The sequence below is a fragment of the Psychrobacter sp. CX21 genome (genome assembly GCF_057396255.1).
Genome location: NZ_JBXYJG010000002.1, coordinates 167,779 through 183,692, shown reverse-complemented (window position 1 = coordinate 183,692; position 15,914 = coordinate 167,779). Strand labels below are relative to the sequence as shown.

At 34.5% G+C, this 15,914-nt stretch carries 15 protein-coding genes; 11 read left to right on the top strand and 4 right to left on the bottom strand.

Annotated elements, in window-relative coordinates; genetic code table 11:
* The first annotated feature begins 3 nt into the window (after positions 1-3).
* The 10 genes from AC2SLP_RS02035 (at position 4) to AC2SLP_RS01990 (ending at position 11,248) form a co-directional block, all read left to right on the top strand.
* Positions 4-1,161, top strand: a complete 1,158-nt coding sequence (locus AC2SLP_RS02035) for a glycosyltransferase (RefSeq protein ID WP_486534955.1) — start codon at positions 4-6, stop codon at positions 1,159-1,161.
* Positions 1,162-1,309: 148 nt separating this feature from the next.
* The gene (locus tag AC2SLP_RS02030) at positions 1,310-2,299 is read left to right on the top strand and encodes an NAD-dependent epimerase/dehydratase family protein (RefSeq protein ID WP_486534954.1); all 990 of its coding nucleotides are present in this window, start codon (positions 1,310-1,312) and stop codon (positions 2,297-2,299) included.
* Entirely contained in the window at positions 2,296-3,462 is a 1,167-nt protein-coding gene (locus AC2SLP_RS02025) for a nucleotide sugar dehydrogenase (protein WP_486534953.1), read from the top strand. The genes AC2SLP_RS02030 and AC2SLP_RS02025 overlap by 4 nt, the downstream gene beginning before the upstream one ends.
* Positions 3,463-3,498: 36 nt before the next feature.
* A complete protein-coding gene (locus tag AC2SLP_RS02020) occupies positions 3,499-4,632 on the top strand; it encodes a glycosyltransferase family 4 protein (protein ID WP_486534952.1) in 1,134 nt (377 codons plus the stop codon).
* Between the two features lie 144 nt (positions 4,633-4,776).
* Positions 4,777-6,012: a polysaccharide pyruvyl transferase family protein gene (locus AC2SLP_RS02015; protein WP_486534951.1), complete on the top strand. Its 1,236-nt coding sequence runs from the start codon at positions 4,777-4,779 to the stop codon at positions 6,010-6,012.
* A gap of 22 nt (positions 6,013-6,034) precedes the next feature.
* Positions 6,035-6,676, top strand: coding sequence for a sugar transferase (locus AC2SLP_RS02010; RefSeq protein ID WP_486534950.1), 642 nt, complete (start codon positions 6,035-6,037; stop codon positions 6,674-6,676).
* Between the two features lie 55 nt (positions 6,677-6,731).
* A complete protein-coding gene (locus AC2SLP_RS02005) occupies positions 6,732-7,706 on the top strand; it encodes an ATP-grasp domain-containing protein (RefSeq protein ID WP_486534949.1) in 975 nt (324 codons plus the stop codon).
* Positions 7,690-8,343 (top strand): HAD family hydrolase, encoded by a 654-nt coding sequence (locus tag AC2SLP_RS02000; RefSeq protein ID WP_486534948.1) that lies wholly within the window; start codon positions 7,690-7,692, stop codon positions 8,341-8,343. The genes AC2SLP_RS02005 and AC2SLP_RS02000 overlap by 17 nt, the downstream gene beginning before the upstream one ends.
* An 86-nt stretch (positions 8,344-8,429) precedes the next feature.
* Entirely contained in the window at positions 8,430-9,635 is a 1,206-nt protein-coding gene (locus AC2SLP_RS01995; protein WP_486534947.1) for a DegT/DnrJ/EryC1/StrS family aminotransferase, read from the top strand.
* 191 nt (positions 9,636-9,826) lie between these two features.
* A complete protein-coding gene (locus AC2SLP_RS01990) occupies positions 9,827-11,248 on the top strand; it encodes a capsule assembly Wzi family protein (protein WP_486535048.1) in 1,422 nt (473 codons plus the stop codon).
* A gap of 164 nt (positions 11,249-11,412) precedes the next feature.
* Here the strand turns inward: AC2SLP_RS01990 and AC2SLP_RS01985 are convergent, their stop codons facing one another.
* From AC2SLP_RS01985 to ispF, 3 genes are all read right to left on the bottom strand, one after another.
* Positions 11,413-11,904: a hypothetical protein gene (locus AC2SLP_RS01985; protein ID WP_486534946.1), complete on the bottom strand. Its 492-nt coding sequence runs from the start codon at positions 11,902-11,904 to the stop codon at positions 11,413-11,415.
* A gap of 470 nt (positions 11,905-12,374) precedes the next feature.
* Positions 12,375-12,710 carry a Grx4 family monothiol glutaredoxin gene (gene grxD / locus AC2SLP_RS01980; RefSeq protein ID WP_486534945.1) on the bottom strand — a complete coding sequence of 112 codons (336 nt, stop codon included), beginning with the start codon at positions 12,708-12,710 and terminating at the stop codon, positions 12,375-12,377.
* A 215-nt stretch (positions 12,711-12,925) separates the two neighbouring features.
* Positions 12,926-13,444, bottom strand: coding sequence for a 2-C-methyl-D-erythritol 2,4-cyclodiphosphate synthase (gene ispF / locus AC2SLP_RS01975; protein WP_486534944.1), 519 nt, complete (start codon positions 13,442-13,444; stop codon positions 12,926-12,928).
* 126 nt (positions 13,445-13,570) lie between these two features.
* Between ispF and mnmA the strand changes: the two genes are divergently transcribed.
* Positions 13,571-14,755: a tRNA 2-thiouridine(34) synthase MnmA gene (gene mnmA / locus AC2SLP_RS01970; RefSeq protein WP_486535047.1), complete on the top strand. Its 1,185-nt coding sequence runs from the start codon at positions 13,571-13,573 to the stop codon at positions 14,753-14,755.
* Between the two features lie 236 nt (positions 14,756-14,991).
* Here the strand turns inward: mnmA and AC2SLP_RS01965 are convergent, their stop codons facing one another.
* Entirely contained in the window at positions 14,992-15,768 is a 777-nt protein-coding gene (locus AC2SLP_RS01965; protein WP_486534943.1) for a hypothetical protein, read from the bottom strand.
* Between the last annotated feature and the right edge of the window lie 146 nt (positions 15,769-15,914).

Here is a 15,914-nt window from a genome sequence, read left to right as displayed (position 1 = left end):
TTTATGAAAGAGTTGGACGTTATAGTATATGTAGGCGGTTTCGAAATGCCAGACGGTAATGCGGCTGCTCAAAGAGTAAGTGCTAATGCTAAAGCTTTTAAGGCATTAGGGTACAGAACAGTTTTTATTGGTATATCCAAATCTAATAATACTTATGAGACTAATGAGACAGTCGAAAATTTTAGCTATACTCAACCTTATCCTAAAGGTGTTATAGCTTGGTTTAATTATATTACATGTTACAAATATTATATTGATATTATAGATAAATTTCCATCTACAAAAGCTATAATCTGTTACAACTTACCATCAGTTTCTTTATTTTTATTAATGCGGTATGCAAATAAAGAAAATATTAAAATAATAGCAGACTGTACAGAATGGTATGAAGCGCCTAAGGGAGCTAACTTTATTCGTAGGAATGTTAAACGTCTAGACACGTACTTGAGAATGAATAAGTTGCACCCTAAAATGGATGCTGTAATAGCTATTAGTAGATTCTTAGGTGATTTCTATACTAAAAAAAAAGTTAAGACAGTTATTATACCCGCCTTAACAGACTGTGAGGATTCAAAATGGAAAGCTATAGTACAACCCACTAATATGTTTGAAGTTTCATACATTGGCTCACCTTTTGGACCTGACTCTGTTAAATCAAAGGATCGATTGGACTATTTAGTTCTTTTTTTCTCTAAAAATGACTATAAGAATATAATATTTAATATTGTAGGTATTACGAAAGAGAACTTCCTAGCTTTTTATACTGACTTCCCAAAAGATAAGTTAACTGACAATATAATTTTTCATGGTCGTATACCTCATTTAGAAGCACTTAGAATTCTCAAAAAGTCTAGTTTCTCAATCTTTTTACGCGATGATACATTAACTACTAGAGCTGGTTTTCCCACTAAGTTTTCTGAGGCTATATCAGCAGGTATACCTGTTCTGACTAACAAAAGTAGCAATTTATCAGACTATTTAATTGAAGGTACCAATGGATTCTGGTTGAACAATACTAATTATATGAGTTTGCATGAATCTTTAAAAAATTCACTCAACAGAGAAAAATCAGATATTGAGGAAATGAAAAGACTTACAAAAAGCTCTAAATTATTTGATTATAGAAATTACTTAGACAAATTCAAGTTGGTTATAAACTAATGAGTTTATAAGTTATATGTTGATTTATTAAAGTCAGTTTGAAATAAGTAATGTTTATTATCAATGTTATTAGTGAGTTTTGAATATTAATAGTGATATTCATAGCAAGTTGAGCGCCTAATACTATAAATATATTTGGGAAAACTATATGAGTTGTGTACTTATTACTGGAATTGCTGGGTTCATCGGTCACGCTATAGCTAAAAAGTTAGCATTAACTGGGGTTTCTATCATAGGAATTGATAATCTTAACGATTACTATGATGTATCTTTAAAAAAGGCTAGATTAGAAGATTTACATCAGTTTAATAATATTCAATTTAAATTATTAGATATTTCGAACCGCGAAAAAGTTGCAGAACTTTTTGAAATATACAAGTTTGAGAGCGTAATTCATTTAGCAGCTCAAGCTGGTGTTCGATACTCAATACAAAATCCTCATGTCTATGCAGATTCAAATTTATTAGGTTTTCTGAATATATTAGAAGGTTGTCGAAACAATAAAGTATCCAGACTACTTTATGCCTCTTCTAGTTCAGTATATGGAGAGAATCCAAACATTCCTTTTTCCACGACAGACAGAACTGACGGTCCTGTAAGTTTATATGCAGCTACTAAAAAAGCTAATGAGTTAATGGCCTATTCCTACGCTCATTTATATAATTTCGAAGCTATTGGTTTGAGGTTTTTTACAGTTTATGGGCCATGGGGACGACCAGATATGGCATTGTTTAAGTTTACTAAATCAATCATAAATGGTGAGCCTATTGATGTTTATAATAATGGCAATATGTACAGAGATTTTACTTATATAGATGATATAGTTGAGAGCATTTTAAGGCTTTATCAAACACCTAAGAGAATTAGTATTGGAACAGTTCCTCATTTTATATTTAATATAGGTAACGGAAAACCGGTTAAATTAATGGAATTTATAAGACAAATTGAAAGTGCAACTGGTATTAAAGCAATATTCAATTATCTACCTATGCAGGCTGGAGACGTACCTCGCACTTGGGCAAACACTGAAGATTTATTCAATACAATACACTACTCCCCTACTATTAGAGTTGAGGAGGGTGTAAAACATTTTATTAATTGGTACCGCGACTATTATCAAGTTGGAGATAATTTATGAAGATTACAGTTGCAGGAACAGGCTATGTAGGTTTATCCAACGCATTACTTTTATCTGAGAAAAATAAAGTGGTTGCTTATGATATAGATAACCAAAAAATTGAACTATTAAATGCGAAGATTTCTCCTATAGAAGATAAACAAGTCAAAGAATATTTATCAAGAAAGGATCTAAATTTTATTGCAACTAATGATGTGAATTACGCTTATTCTGATGCAGATTATGTGATAATTGCTACTCCTACAAACTACAATACTGATTCCAATTATTTTGATACGAGTAGTGTTGAAGATACGATAAATACTGTAATTAGCATTAATCCGAAAGCTATTATAATCATAAAATCAACTGTACCAGTTGGATTTACGGAAAAATCGAAACAAAAATTTAAATCTAATAATTTGATTTTCTCTCCTGAATTTTTACGAGAAGGTAAGGCTTTATTAGATAATCTATATCCATCAAGGATAATTATTGGTGAAAAATCAGAAAGGGCTCAAATTTTTGCAAATGCTTTAGTAAGTGGAGCAAAAAAAGAAAATATACCTGTGCTCTACATTAATAACACTGAAGCAGAAGCTATAAAATTATTTTCAAATACGTATTTAGCTATGCGCGTTGCCTATTTTAACGAACTTGATAGTTATGCAGAGTCAATGAACCTCAATAGTCGTGAAATAATTGAAGGTGTTGGTCTTGATCCACGTATTGGAAGTCACTATAGTAACCCGTCATTTGGTTATGGAGGTTATTGTTTACCTAAAGATACTAAGCAATTATTAGCTAATTATAAAGATGTTCCTAGCAATTTAATAAAAGCTATTGTAGATGCTAATCGAACCCGAAAAGACTTTATCGCTGACTCAGTCATAATTAAAAACCCTAAAGTAGTGGGTGTTTATCGTTTAATTATGAAAACTGGTTCTGATAATTTTAGATCTAGCGCTATACAAGGTGTTATTAAAAGAATTAAAGATAAAGGAGTAAAGGTTATTATTTATGAGCCTGTATTAGATAAAGAAACTTTTTATGGTTCGATAGTTATTAAAGACTTAAATAAGTTTAAAGACGAGGCTGATATTATTCTAGCCAATAGATACTCCCATGAACTAGAGGATGTAAATAGTAAAGTTTATACACGTGACCTCTTTAATGAAGATTAGTACCTAAATTTAATATTTAATAGCGAAGATAAAACTATGAAATTTTTAATAGTTTCAAATGATCCAAACTCTTTAGTAGGATTCCGTAAGCCTCTAATAAAGGAGCTAATTAATGAAGGTTTTGAACTTCATGTGTCTTCCCCAAATCTTCTCGAACGTAAAGAAATAAATGATGAATTAAATCTGTTAGGTGTTTGTACTCACAACATTTATATGAATCGTACTGGAATGAATCCTGTATCCGATTTGAGAACTATTAAGTCATTAATTTTGCTGATGAATAAAGTTAAACCAGATTTGATATTAACTTATACAATAAAACCTGTAATATATGGAAGCTTAGCAGCATGCATAACGAAAGTTCCTAAAAGATTTGCATTAATTAATGGTTTAGGAATTTTGTTTATGGAAAATGAAAACAATGTTAAAAGTAAAATTGTAAGGTATTTAGTTGAAAATTTTTATAGTATTACATTAAGATACTACGATTTAGTCTTTTTTCAAAACCCTGATGATGAGAAGTTATTTCGTTTAAAAGATATATTATCCAGTAATGCAAAGACTAAGGTTGTTAATGGTTCTGGAATTGACATTAATGAGTACAATTACTCACCTATTAAAAAAGATAAACCTATCAGATTTTTATTAATAGCTCGTTTATTGGTCAGTAAAGGTGTAAGAGATTATGCAGAAGCTGCAAAAGTAATAAAGAAAAAATATCCTGAAGTACAGTTTGATCTAGTAGGTGCTTTAGATAGCAATCCAAATAGTATCGATCAGAAGGAGTTAAGTAGTTGGGTTAATTACGGAATCATTAATTATCATGGACGAATAAATAATGTAAAGCCAGTCTTACAAAACTCCTCAGTTTATGTTCTTCCGTCATATTACCCCGAAGGCACACCACGTTCTATTCTTGAAGCGTTGTCAATCGGTCGCGCAATCATAACAACTGATACTCCTGGATGCAGAGAGACAGTAATAAACAATCGAAACGGCTTCCTAATTCAACCTAAAAAAGTTGAAGATTTAGTATCTTCAATGGAACAATTCATAACTAACCCACAATTAATTATTGAAATGGGAATTTACTCACGTAAAATTGCAGAATCTAAATATGATGTACGAAAAGTAAATCAAGAAATGATTGACTCGATGTTAACATATTAAATTCTACAAAAAAAATATTTTCATCTTAGAATTTTATATAACCATTTCTATATTAGTCTAATACTTGAAGATTCTTAGCAATATTTTTTATATAGTTTTGATCATTGTGTTAATTTACTAATTAATCTAAATATTGGATTTAAAATGATAAAAAACAACTTAAAATTTGCCATAACAGGACCTTTCGCAGATATCAATTTTGGTGATTATGCTATGGTCGTTAATAATATATATGACTTAGATGTTAAAAACTTACTACTTTTCTCATACGATAATTCCTTTATAGACATCTTAAAAAAAGATTATTTAAGTGATTTCAATATTGAGATTACTGAAACTATTTTAAAAGACAGCTTTAAAGACGATGTCTCAACCCATCGAACTTTAGTTCCATTTGAATTAATTCAATACGTGGATAATCTTACTGAAGTTACTGAAAATTTAAGTCAAATTGATATTTTATTAGTAAATGGTGGTGGTTATTTCAATGGATTATGGTCTTTACCACATAGAATTGAAAGATTAGTTCAAATTATCATTCCTATTCTTATTGCTAATAGATTAGGAAAGAAGATTGTTTTCAGTGGTAATGGGTTTGGACCATTTGGTGAAGACCACGTATTTTTTACCTCTTTTTTTGGCTCTTTGAAAAACACTATTTTTACCTGTCGTGATAATTTATATTCACCAGTATGGTTACGTCAACTTGGAATTAGTGATGAACAAATTGACTTCATACCTGATGATCTTTTAATAATCAATGAAAAACTTCGAGAAATGCCTACTAGCTTTTCTATTGAAGCTAATAATTATATTGTTTTAGAGACATACTTACCATTAGATTATATAAAAGAAAATATAAAATATTTTATAAATTTTTCAGAAAAAATCTATAGAGAATATGGTTTAAATATTGTTTTTCTACCTTTTCATATTGAAAACGGTGGAATGAACCAAGGTAAGCTTTTAGCTGAATACTTAGATAATTTCGAGTTTATAGATATCTCTCATAAAGGTTATCTACCAATTCAAGATGCAGTTAATATCATAAAAAATGCAAAGTTAGTTCTAAGTAATAGATACCATGCTGTAGTATTAGCTTTGGGAGTTTGTACTCCTACATTTAGCGTACTTAAAGATGTTTTAAAGGATAAAAGATATTACTATAATAAAAATCGTGGGGTAATTGATCAGGTTCTAGAAGGTACATATATAAGTGAACAGAACTTCTTTAGTTTGGACTATTTACAAGCTTTGGACTATATTTCCAATAATTTAAACAATATAATTAAACATCAAAATGAGAGTTTTGATTTAGTATATGCACAAAATATTAATTCTTTGTCCGAAATTAGAAAAAACTTCATTTCAAAATTTTAATACATACTTATAGAGTAATACTATGAATTTTTACGAAAAATTTTTTAAAAGATGTGTAGATATTATCGTAAGCTCTTTTGGTTTAGTCATTTTATCCCCATTATTTCTGATTTTAGCCGTTCTCATTAAAATTGACTCTAAAGGCTCTGTGTTTTTCACCCAAGATAGAGTTGGATTAAATGGTGTCGTTTTTAAAATTTTTAAATTTAGGACTATGAAAAGGTTTGAAGATAGTTTCAAACCTGATGGCACAGAAATGGAAAATTACTCTAGAGTAACAAGAGTAGGAAAGTGGTTACGAAAAACCAGCATAGATGAACTACCTCAGCTCTTAAATATTTTCAAAGGAGATATGTCAATAGTTGGACCAAGACCAACTTTGCCTTATCAAGCAGAAAGATATAGTGACTATCAACGTAAAAGACTTTCTGTTAAGCCGGGCTTAACCGGCTTAGCTCAAGTTAATGGTAGAAATAGTCTTTCTTGGGAAGAAAAGATTGAATTTGATATTAAATATGCCACTACTCTTAGCTTGATTAATGATTTTAAAATTATTATAAAAACATTTCCAGTACTGTTAAAAGCCGAAAAACAAGAGTTTGTAAAACATGACTCAATTAGCACTCACGATAACAATGTGTTAAAAGATGTTGGAATGCCGTGAAATAAAACATAAGAATAATTCGAAAATTTTTTAAAATTTCTTGGATACTTTATAAATGAACAATTTCAGTAACGTTTTAATTTTATCTGCTGGTCGACGGGTTGAATTGGTGAGAGCTTTTCAGGACTCTCTAAAACAACACTTTAATAATGCAAAGGTTTTTACTACTGATATTAGTCCAGAATTATCTTCAGCCTGCCAAATATCGTCTTTCGGTTTTAAGGTACCTAGAGTTTCATCGCCAAGCTATATTGATTTTCTTTTAGATCTATGTATTTCTAATGAAGTTGGATTAGTCATACCTACTATAGACACTGAGCTTCAAGTTCTTGCTGATAACCAGTATCGTTTTAAGGATAAAGGTATTCATCTTATTATATCGAGTTCTGAACTTATTTCAGCCTGTGATGATAAGAGAAAGACTGTTTCAACGTATAAATCATTAAATATAGATCAACCTAAAATATATAAACGTGACGAAATATCCTTTCCCTGTTTTTGTAAACCTTATGATGGCAGTAGTGGCATAGGAGCTTTTCCACTTTACTCTTCCGATATGCTCAGCGACGAAATTTTAAACAATGAAAAAAATATGTTTATGGAGCTTGTTGGTAGCGAATATAGTGAATATACAGTTGATACGTATTATGATAAGCATGGTAAATTGTGCTGTATAGTACCTCGTGAGCGCATTGAAGTTCGGAGCGGTGAAGTAAGTAAGGGAGCTACTCGCAAAAATTTCGTCTATGATTACTTAATAGATCGTCTAAAAGGACTTAGAGGTGGTCGTGGCTGTGTAACCGTACAAGTATTTGCAAACCCTACTACCCTTAGTGTAAAGGCTTTAGAAATAAATCCCCGATTTGGAGGAGGATATCCTCTCTCTCATGCAGCTGGGGCAGATTATACTGACTGGCTTATAAGAGAATACTTATTAGATGAAGAAATAGAATTTTTTGATAAATGGGAAAGTAATCTTTTAATGTTACGTTATGATGCTAAGGTTCTGGTTCATGAATACGATAACTAAGACAATAGTTTTAGACCTCGATGATACCTTGTACTCTGAACTTGATTTCTTAAAATCAGGCTATAAGTTCATTGCAGAGAAGCTTTCAACTAATAGTTCTTATCTTTATGAAATTATGTATGAAAAATATAAAGATAATGAAGATGTCTTTAGCTATCTAGAGAGTACATTTAATATAAATAAAACAACTCTATTGGATTATTACAGATTTCATATACCTAACATTACTCCTTATCAAGGAGTCGAAGATTTTTTTAAGAAATATTATAAAATTTATAATTTTTCCATAGTCACTGATGGTCGCTCTAAAACTCAAAGAAACAAAATTAAGGTATTAGGCATAGGCTCATATTTAAATAATATAATTATTTCAGAAGAGATCGGTTCCCAGAAACCCAATCCAAATAATTATAAACAAGCTATAGCTGGAATTGATAGCAATCGTATCTATTATATAGGCGATAATACTAAAAAAGACTTTATTACTCCAAATAAATTAGGATGGACTACTGTTTGTTTAGAGGATTCTGGTGACAACATCCATAAACAAGATTTTACTATCGATAAAATATTTTTACCCCACTATCGTTTCAAATCTTGGTCAGAAATCAGCTTGTTCCTTGATACCGATATATAAATATCTAATATTAATACCAAGAATTTAAATTATTTTCTCATCTTCTAAGCTTTTAAATAAATAATATTTACTCAAGGCAAATCCTAATGCTAAATACCCCATTCCAACCATGGCCAAGTTTTACGCAGGAAGAAGCTGATGCGGTTAGTCGTGTTCTATTATCCAACAAAGTCAACTATTGGACAGGACAAGAAGGTCGCGAATTTGAAAAAGAATTTGCACAGTGGGCCGATAGCCAGTATGCCGTGGCTATGGGTAATGGGACGTTAGCCTTGGATGTGGCATTACAAGCTTTAGAACTACAGTCTGGCGATGAAGTTATCGTTACGCCACGTACCTTTATCGCTAGTATCTCTAGTGTGGTCAATGCCGGTCTGACGCCTGTATTTTCAGATATCGACAAAGATAGTGGCAATATCTCTCCAGAGACCATCGAAGCCGTCATCACCGATAAAACACGTGCTATCGTTTGTGTCCACTTAGCGGGATGGCCGTGTGATATGGATGGCATCATGGCACTTGCTGAAAAGCATAACCTGTATGTCATTGAGGACTGTGCACAAGCTCATGGTGCTAAATACAAAGGTCAAAGTGTGGGTAGTATTGGTCATATCGGTGCTTGGAGCTTTTGTCAGGACAAGATCATGACCACAGGGGGTGAAGGTGGCATGGTCACTACCAATGATGAAGCACTGTGGCGTAAAATGTGGGCTTATAAAGATCATGGAAAGAGCTATGCCGCTGTCTATGAAACCGAACATCCACCCGGCTATCGTTGGCTACATGAAAGCTTCGGAACCAACTGGCGGCAGACAGAAATGCAGTCTGCTATTGGACGTATCCAACTAACTCGTATGTCAGACTGGACTGCCAAACGTACTAAAAACGCACTAGCAATATTGCAAGCGTGCCAGCTATGGGAAGAAAAAGGCTACCTTAATGTTCCTGTTATGGAACAGACCCTAGGCTTTGAAGACTGCACTCATGCTTATTACAAACTTTATGTCTATGTGAAGCCTGAAAACTTACCTGAAGGCTGGTCGCGCGATCGTATTATTAGCGAAATTAACGAGCTAGGTGTTCCTTGCTATTCAGGCTCTGCTTCAGAAGTATATTTGGAAAAAGCATTCGATGACACAGGGCTACGTCCAGAGCCGAGATTGCCTGTGGCTAAGCAGCTAGGGGACACAAGCCTAATGTTTTTAGTTCACCCTACCCTGTTAGAGAGTGAAATGGAAAAAACAACAAGCGCCATTGAAACTGTTTTTTATAAAATAAATAATGAACAGTAGAAGCCACTATTAATTTTTTTATTACTATTAGATATCATTCATTGTTAATATAGAATGGTAACATCTAATAATGATGTTTTACCTTTAAATGGTCATATCTTATGAAACCCACCGCCAAACTAACTAAATCTATCAAACCTAAAAGACTCAATCGTTTAAGCAAACTTAGTATATTGTTAAGCTTTGGTTTGATGGTTACTATTGGCTCTGCCCAAAATTTACAAATGAATGATATGAGCTTAAAGTCAGAACTTGATTGGCTTAACTCTCAAGGTGTTATTCAGATCAGTACCAGCACTTGGCCATTAACCAGTAATGAAATTGACCGTGCGTTGGCTCTTGCAACTATTCGTACACCTGCTCAAAAACAAGTCGTCCAGTCTATACGCTATACTTTAAACAAAAAGCCCCCCTCTTTAGTGAACACTACGCTATCAGCTTATGCGCAAACCGATAGGCAACAATTATCTCAAACCTTCGCAGACGATCAATTGGCAAACGTAGAATTAAGCGCGCAAGCTGGGTTAAGTGAAGAAGAATGGGAATTTAACATTCAAGCGCATGTCAAAGACGATGATATCGATAATGAAGATTATAGCTTTGAAGGCTCTTATTTAGCTAGTAAATTTGCCAACCAATGGTTAGTTGCTGGTCAAATTCCCACTTGGTGGGGCCCTGGTAATGACGGTAGCCTAATACGAGGGGATGCAACCAAGCCTGTCATAGGTGTTACGATGCAGCGTGATGTTCAAACCGCACCTACTTATAAGTATCTAGAATGGATTGGACCTTGGCAGTATCAATTGTTTGCAGGTCAACTTAGAGATTACGCAGCAGTACCTGATACCAAGCTTATTGGTATGCGTCTTACAGCGCAGCCGCTAGAGTGGTTGGAGTTAGGAGCTTCTCGTTCTTTTCAATGGGGAGGCGATGGACGCCCTGAAAACTTAAGTTCTTTTTGGGATGCCATCAAAGGCACTCAAGATAATGGTGGTCGTGATGGCGGTGATCCTGCCAACCAACTAGCTGGATTTGATGCTCGGGTTAAGTTAGCACCTCTTACCTCTCTTCCAGTAAGTGTATATGGTCAGTATATTGGTGAAGATGAAGCGGGTGGGTTGCCTGCTAAGAATATGTATTTAGCAGGTGCAGACTTTGCATCGAGTATAGAAACCTCCAATATGGGCTCTATGCCGTATCAACTTTATACAGAATGGACAGATACTCGCACTAGTGGTGACATTAGAGGTATTTCATATAACCATAGCAATTATACTGATGGTTACTATCAGTATGGGTATCCACTAGGTTATGCTTTAGGTGGAGACTCTGAAAGCATTACCGTTGGTGGCAAACTATGGGTAGATAATAAAAACTTTGTGAATGCAAAGATGCAATACGCTAAAGTTAATCAATCAGGAGTTGAAGGCGGTCGTTCTTATGATAATAATAGAGCGTTTCCTTTATCTGACAAATTAAAAGTAGTTGATGTTGCTTGGGAGCATCAGTTAAATCCGAAAACGTTAATCTCTAGTCGAGTCTGGGCTTCTGATTCAGACAATGACTCTACAGAAGTTGGTGCGGGTATTGACATTGAGTTTAACAATTTTTAGTGTTCAAAATTAACCCTATATATCAAAAAGAAGCTCTAAACTATTAAATAGTTTAGAGCTTCTTTTCTTATGAATTCAAATAGATTTTACTTCAAAGTCCTCAATATTTGACAGATTTGTAGGACGTTCAATACTTTAATAGGTTTAAAGTAGTACTAAGTATGTCATCCCTGACCCTGACCCAATGGCACAATACGTTCGTGTTGCCCACTTCCTAATAGGCTTTGACTGCCAATAGCATCTGGATTAGTCTCCAGATAAGCCATCATTTCATCGATGATCTCATCCTCGCCAAGATGTTGTATGCGCTGAGCAATCATTTCTACTGGAGGTACGGGTAATTTCTGTAGTAGCGAAAGCAGCAGACTACTCTCCCCTTTTTCGACCACCATCTCAATAAGCTGGCGAGCGTCTACTGGTAAATCTGGTGTAGATTGTGCAAGAAGAGCCAAATGATACGCACCTTGTACATCCTGATCTTGCATGACACGTTGCTCAATAGCTCTGTACGTCTCTCGAGTTGCCCCGCCAGCCACACTTAATAAATGAATGCACTTTAAAGACGAGTGCGTCTCATTTTCCGCGATGGTCTTAATTTTTTCTGATTGTTGTTTTAATAGCTCTTTTTTTTGTTCTAACTGTTTATCAGTCGTCATATCTTAATCCTATCATTACCTAAACTGGCTAAACTGTATGTAACAAACCGTTTAATGCTCTAGTTTAGAAGTTAACGCGCATTAATTAATTAATTGAGGTGTTAATTTTCTAAACTAGTCTATATAAAAATTTGGTATATAAGTTCAGTCTAAAAAGTATGGTTCACTGACTCAGTGTGCATCGAATATTTTTGAATGTCTAAACCTTATATGGTGGCAAATAATTATTTATAAAGTCATAAACCATAAGTGCTAATTTTACTTTTTACTCTGAAGAGTTAAGGAAAATAAAAGACCCCAGATATAATCTGAGGTCTTATAAGTAATGTAGTAGATACTTCCTATACTAAGTTAGCAAACTAATAACTATTAGTATTCACTAATACTATGCACTAATACAATGCACTAATACTATGCACTAATACTATGCACTAATACTATGCACTAATACTATGCACTAATATAGGTTACTAACCCGCTGGGCTATGCTCTTCAACTAATGGCTTTAATTCGCCAGATTGATACATTTCTAGAATAATATCCGATCCACCCATGAGCTCACCGTTAATCCATAGTTGTGGGAAGGTTGGCCAATTTGCAACTTTAGGCAAGGTTGCACGGATTTCTGGGTTTTCTAAAATGTTAACAAAAGCAAAAGGACGTCCAATTTGGGTTAACACTTCTATCGCTTTCGCAGAAAAGCCACATTGTGGAAACTGAGGTGAGCCTTTCATATAAAGTAGAACAGGGTTATCTTTAATTTGATTACGGATCATGGTTTCAACATCTTGAGCTTGATCGGTCATAGCTTTTCCTTATTGGTTTGAATGTATTAACAATTAAGTTTATGAGAAGAAATCAGTTAGTTTGAATAGGCATAATAGGTTTATAAGATATGGTTCAACCCAAATATTTATAATATTAATGGGGATAACTGTTAGATAATACAACCATTTTATATATTGTCCGTTATCGTTATAGCTATACACTTAAGTTTTGAAGATAATATATCAACATACTCTTATAAGTTATCTGTAGTAATTAAAACAACAGCACTACATAATATACCTTCTTTGCGCCCTGTAAAACCCAACTTTTCAGTCGTGGTCGCTTTGACACTAATTTTTTCAATATCAGTTTCTAAATCTTTAGCAATATTGGTACGCATGGCTAAGTTATGTGGGGCAAGCTTAGGACGCTCACAAGCTACTGTAATGTCAGCGTTAACTAAACGATAGCCTTTTTGTTGTACTAAGCTATAGACATGACGCAATAAAATACGTGAATCCAAGCCTGCGTGAGCCGAATCGGTATCAGGGAAATGTTGCCCGATATCGCCTAGTGCCAATGCACCTAATAATGCATCTGCCAATGCATGCAATACCACATCCCCATCGGAATGCGCTTTTAGACTGTGGCTGTGTTCAATCTGAACCCCTGCCAAAGTTACAAACTGCTTACTATCAGTGTTGTTACTCTCACGCTCTACTGACTTATCATAGAAAGCATGGACGTCAATACCTTGTCCTATTCTTATCATTATATGCCTATCAGTGTTATAATTTAGCCAAATTTTAGCATAGTTTTTTAAAATATGACGACATCGGACAACTTCTCTGACTTTAACACGTCTACGCCTACATCTCTAGATAATAACCCTTACGATTTGCCTGCATTACGCTTAAGTGATGTACCTAACCCTGAGCATACCAAAGTGATCGTCGGTATGTCTGGTGGCGTAGATTCTTCGGTTTCAGCTGTATTACTTCAGCAAGCAGGCTTTTTGGTGGAAGGCTTGTTTATGAAAAATTGGGAAGAAGATGACGGTACTGAATACTGCACCGCAATGGATGACTTAGCCGATGCTCAAGCCGTCTGCGATAAGATAGGTATTAAGCTGCATACCGCTAATTTTGCGATGGAATATTGGGACCGTGTGTTCGAGCACTTTTTAGCAGAATATCAAGCTGGCCGTACCCCAAATCCAGACATACTGTGTAATAAAGAAGTTAAGTTTAAAGCCTTTTTAGAGTATGCCTCAGATCCGAAATTTGGACTGGGTGCTGATTATATTGCTACTGGTCACTATACTCGCCGTAGTATTAACTATCGTCGTACAGACTCAGATGGCGATACAATCGAGGTTGCCAGACTACTTCGGGGACTGGATAACAATAAAGACCAAAGCTACTTTTTACACGCGGTAGGTGGCGATAAAATTGCTAAAACATTATTTCCTGTGGGCGAATTAGAAAAGCCTGAAGTGCGTAGAATTGCTGAAGAGTATGACCTAGTTACGGCTAAGAAAAAAGACTCAACCGGAATTTGCTTTATTGGTGAGCGCCGTTTTAAAGATTTTTTACAGCAATACCTGCCAGCCAAACCCGGTAATATTGTCACTGATGATGGGGTGACCATCGGTCAGCATGACGGGCTTATGTATTATACATTAGGTCAACGCGGTGGTATTGGTATTGGCGGGGTTAAAGACCGACCTGAAGAGCCTTGGTTTGTATTACAAAAAGACTTAGAAAACAATGAGCTAATCGTCGGTCAAGGTCATGATCATCCCATGCTACTGAGTCAACGTTTAACGGCTTATAAACTTGACTGGGTTGAACGTAGTGCTCCCGAAGCGATTTTTAGTGAAAGCGGTTTAAAATGTATGGCAAAAACCCGTTATCGTCAGCCCGATCAAAGCTGTACCGTATTTGTTAATAAAGATGACGCGAGCAAAGTTAATGTTATTTTTGATGAGCCGCAGCGTGCCGTCACTCCAGGACAATCGGCGGTATTTTATGTTGGTGAGGTATGTTTAGGAGGCGGCGTGATTGAGTCGATGACCGTCTAACTATTTCTTAATGCTACTAACGTGTTTAGCTACTAAACTCAACTTTTTATTATATAAACCAATTATTATATAAACCAGTTATCAAATAAACTCGTTATTTATTTAACCAGTTATTAACGTATATTAAGTTGCTATTGGTTTGGCTAATATATTTCTATATAATAAAAAGCTAGCACTCTAGAGTATTAATCAAATTTTAGTAGCCTAGTTTATAGATATACGTCCATTATTATCTATTAGTTAGAACCCTTCATCACCGCAGTCGACTGAGTTATGGTCTGACTTCTATCCCCTTCCTCATTCACATTATGGACATCATAAGTATATTGAGCAATGGGCTTAAGCTCTGAATTAAATTGATAAAATTTAATATCGTAACTTCCCACTTGCCACCCCGCCTTAGGTATCACACCCACCCAATTGTCATTGCTATTCGGTAATATCTGTTTTTTCTCAAACAATAATATTTCACCAGTTTGATTATTCATCCATTTAACAAACACGTTAGGATTAGCGAATGTCTCACTGGTTACGGACAAATGTGCATAAATTTTATCAAATTTATTTAGTGTTGAAGTGTCCATAGACTGCATAGGCTTAATGTTGTTCAAGGACAGCTTAATCTCGCCTGCAATAGGTTGATTGTCATTAGATTGATACAGCTCTTCGACAGCGCGTTTGGCAAACTGTCTCTTATCCGTTATAAGTGTATCTGCTGAGCCCGCTACAAATCTATCAACATACTTATCTAAAACCACATTGGGCATGGTATCGATGAGTTCTATTGCTTGCTCATAGGTATAGTCGTTTTTACTTATTTGAGTATCACTAAGCTGAGATGTATTGATAGCGTCATTGGCATTAGGGCTGTCTGTATTAACTGAATCATCAATAGATAAAGAAGACTCGTTGGGTAGACCATTCTGATTTGAATGAGTTTTATCCGTTGTGTTATCAATTAACTTAGATGCAGCTGAATTAGGTGCGCCGCTATCGATTTGATTTTTTGACATCCACAAGAATGTTATAAGACTACCGCATATAAACGCGGTGATTATAAAAACAATGGGAAGGACTTTTGATGACATGACGATGTTATTAAAACCTATGTGTTAGTGAAACCTATATGTTAGTTAAACCTATGAATTATTGAAACTAT

What these genes read in the sequence shown, in the direction of transcription:
- AC2SLP_RS02035 (WP_486534955.1), top strand. Translation starts at nt 4, where the DNA reads ATGAAAGAGTTGGACGTTATAGTATATGTAGGCGGTTTCGAAATGCCA.
- AC2SLP_RS02030 (WP_486534954.1), top strand. Translation starts at nt 1,310, where the DNA reads ATGAGTTGTGTACTTATTACTGGAATTGCTGGGTTCATCGGTCACGCT.
- AC2SLP_RS02025 (WP_486534953.1), top strand. Translation starts at nt 2,296, where the DNA reads ATGAAGATTACAGTTGCAGGAACAGGCTATGTAGGTTTATCCAACGCA.
- AC2SLP_RS02020 (WP_486534952.1), top strand. Translation starts at nt 3,499, where the DNA reads ATGAAATTTTTAATAGTTTCAAATGATCCAAACTCTTTAGTAGGATTC.
- AC2SLP_RS02015 (WP_486534951.1), top strand. Translation starts at nt 4,777, where the DNA reads ATGATAAAAAACAACTTAAAATTTGCCATAACAGGACCTTTCGCAGAT.
- AC2SLP_RS02010 (WP_486534950.1), top strand. Translation starts at nt 6,035, where the DNA reads ATGAATTTTTACGAAAAATTTTTTAAAAGATGTGTAGATATTATCGTA.
- AC2SLP_RS02005 (WP_486534949.1), top strand. Translation starts at nt 6,732, where the DNA reads ATGAACAATTTCAGTAACGTTTTAATTTTATCTGCTGGTCGACGGGTT.
- AC2SLP_RS02000 (WP_486534948.1), top strand. Translation starts at nt 7,690, where the DNA reads ATGAATACGATAACTAAGACAATAGTTTTAGACCTCGATGATACCTTG.
- AC2SLP_RS01995 (WP_486534947.1), top strand. Translation starts at nt 8,430, where the DNA reads ATGCTAAATACCCCATTCCAACCATGGCCAAGTTTTACGCAGGAAGAA.
- AC2SLP_RS01990 (WP_486535048.1), top strand. Translation starts at nt 9,827, where the DNA reads ATGGTTACTATTGGCTCTGCCCAAAATTTACAAATGAATGATATGAGC.
- AC2SLP_RS01985 (WP_486534946.1), bottom strand. Translation starts at nt 11,904, where the DNA reads ATGACGACTGATAAACAGTTAGAACAAAAAAAAGAGCTATTAAAACAA.
- grxD (WP_486534945.1), bottom strand. Translation starts at nt 12,710, where the DNA reads ATGACCGATCAAGCTCAAGATGTTGAAACCATGATCCGTAATCAAATT.
- ispF (WP_486534944.1), bottom strand. Translation starts at nt 13,444, where the DNA reads ATGATAAGAATAGGACAAGGTATTGACGTCCATGCTTTCTATGATAAG.
- AC2SLP_RS01965 (WP_486534943.1), bottom strand. Translation starts at nt 15,768, where the DNA reads ATGTCAAAAAATCAAATCGATAGCGGCGCACCTAATTCAGCTGCATCT.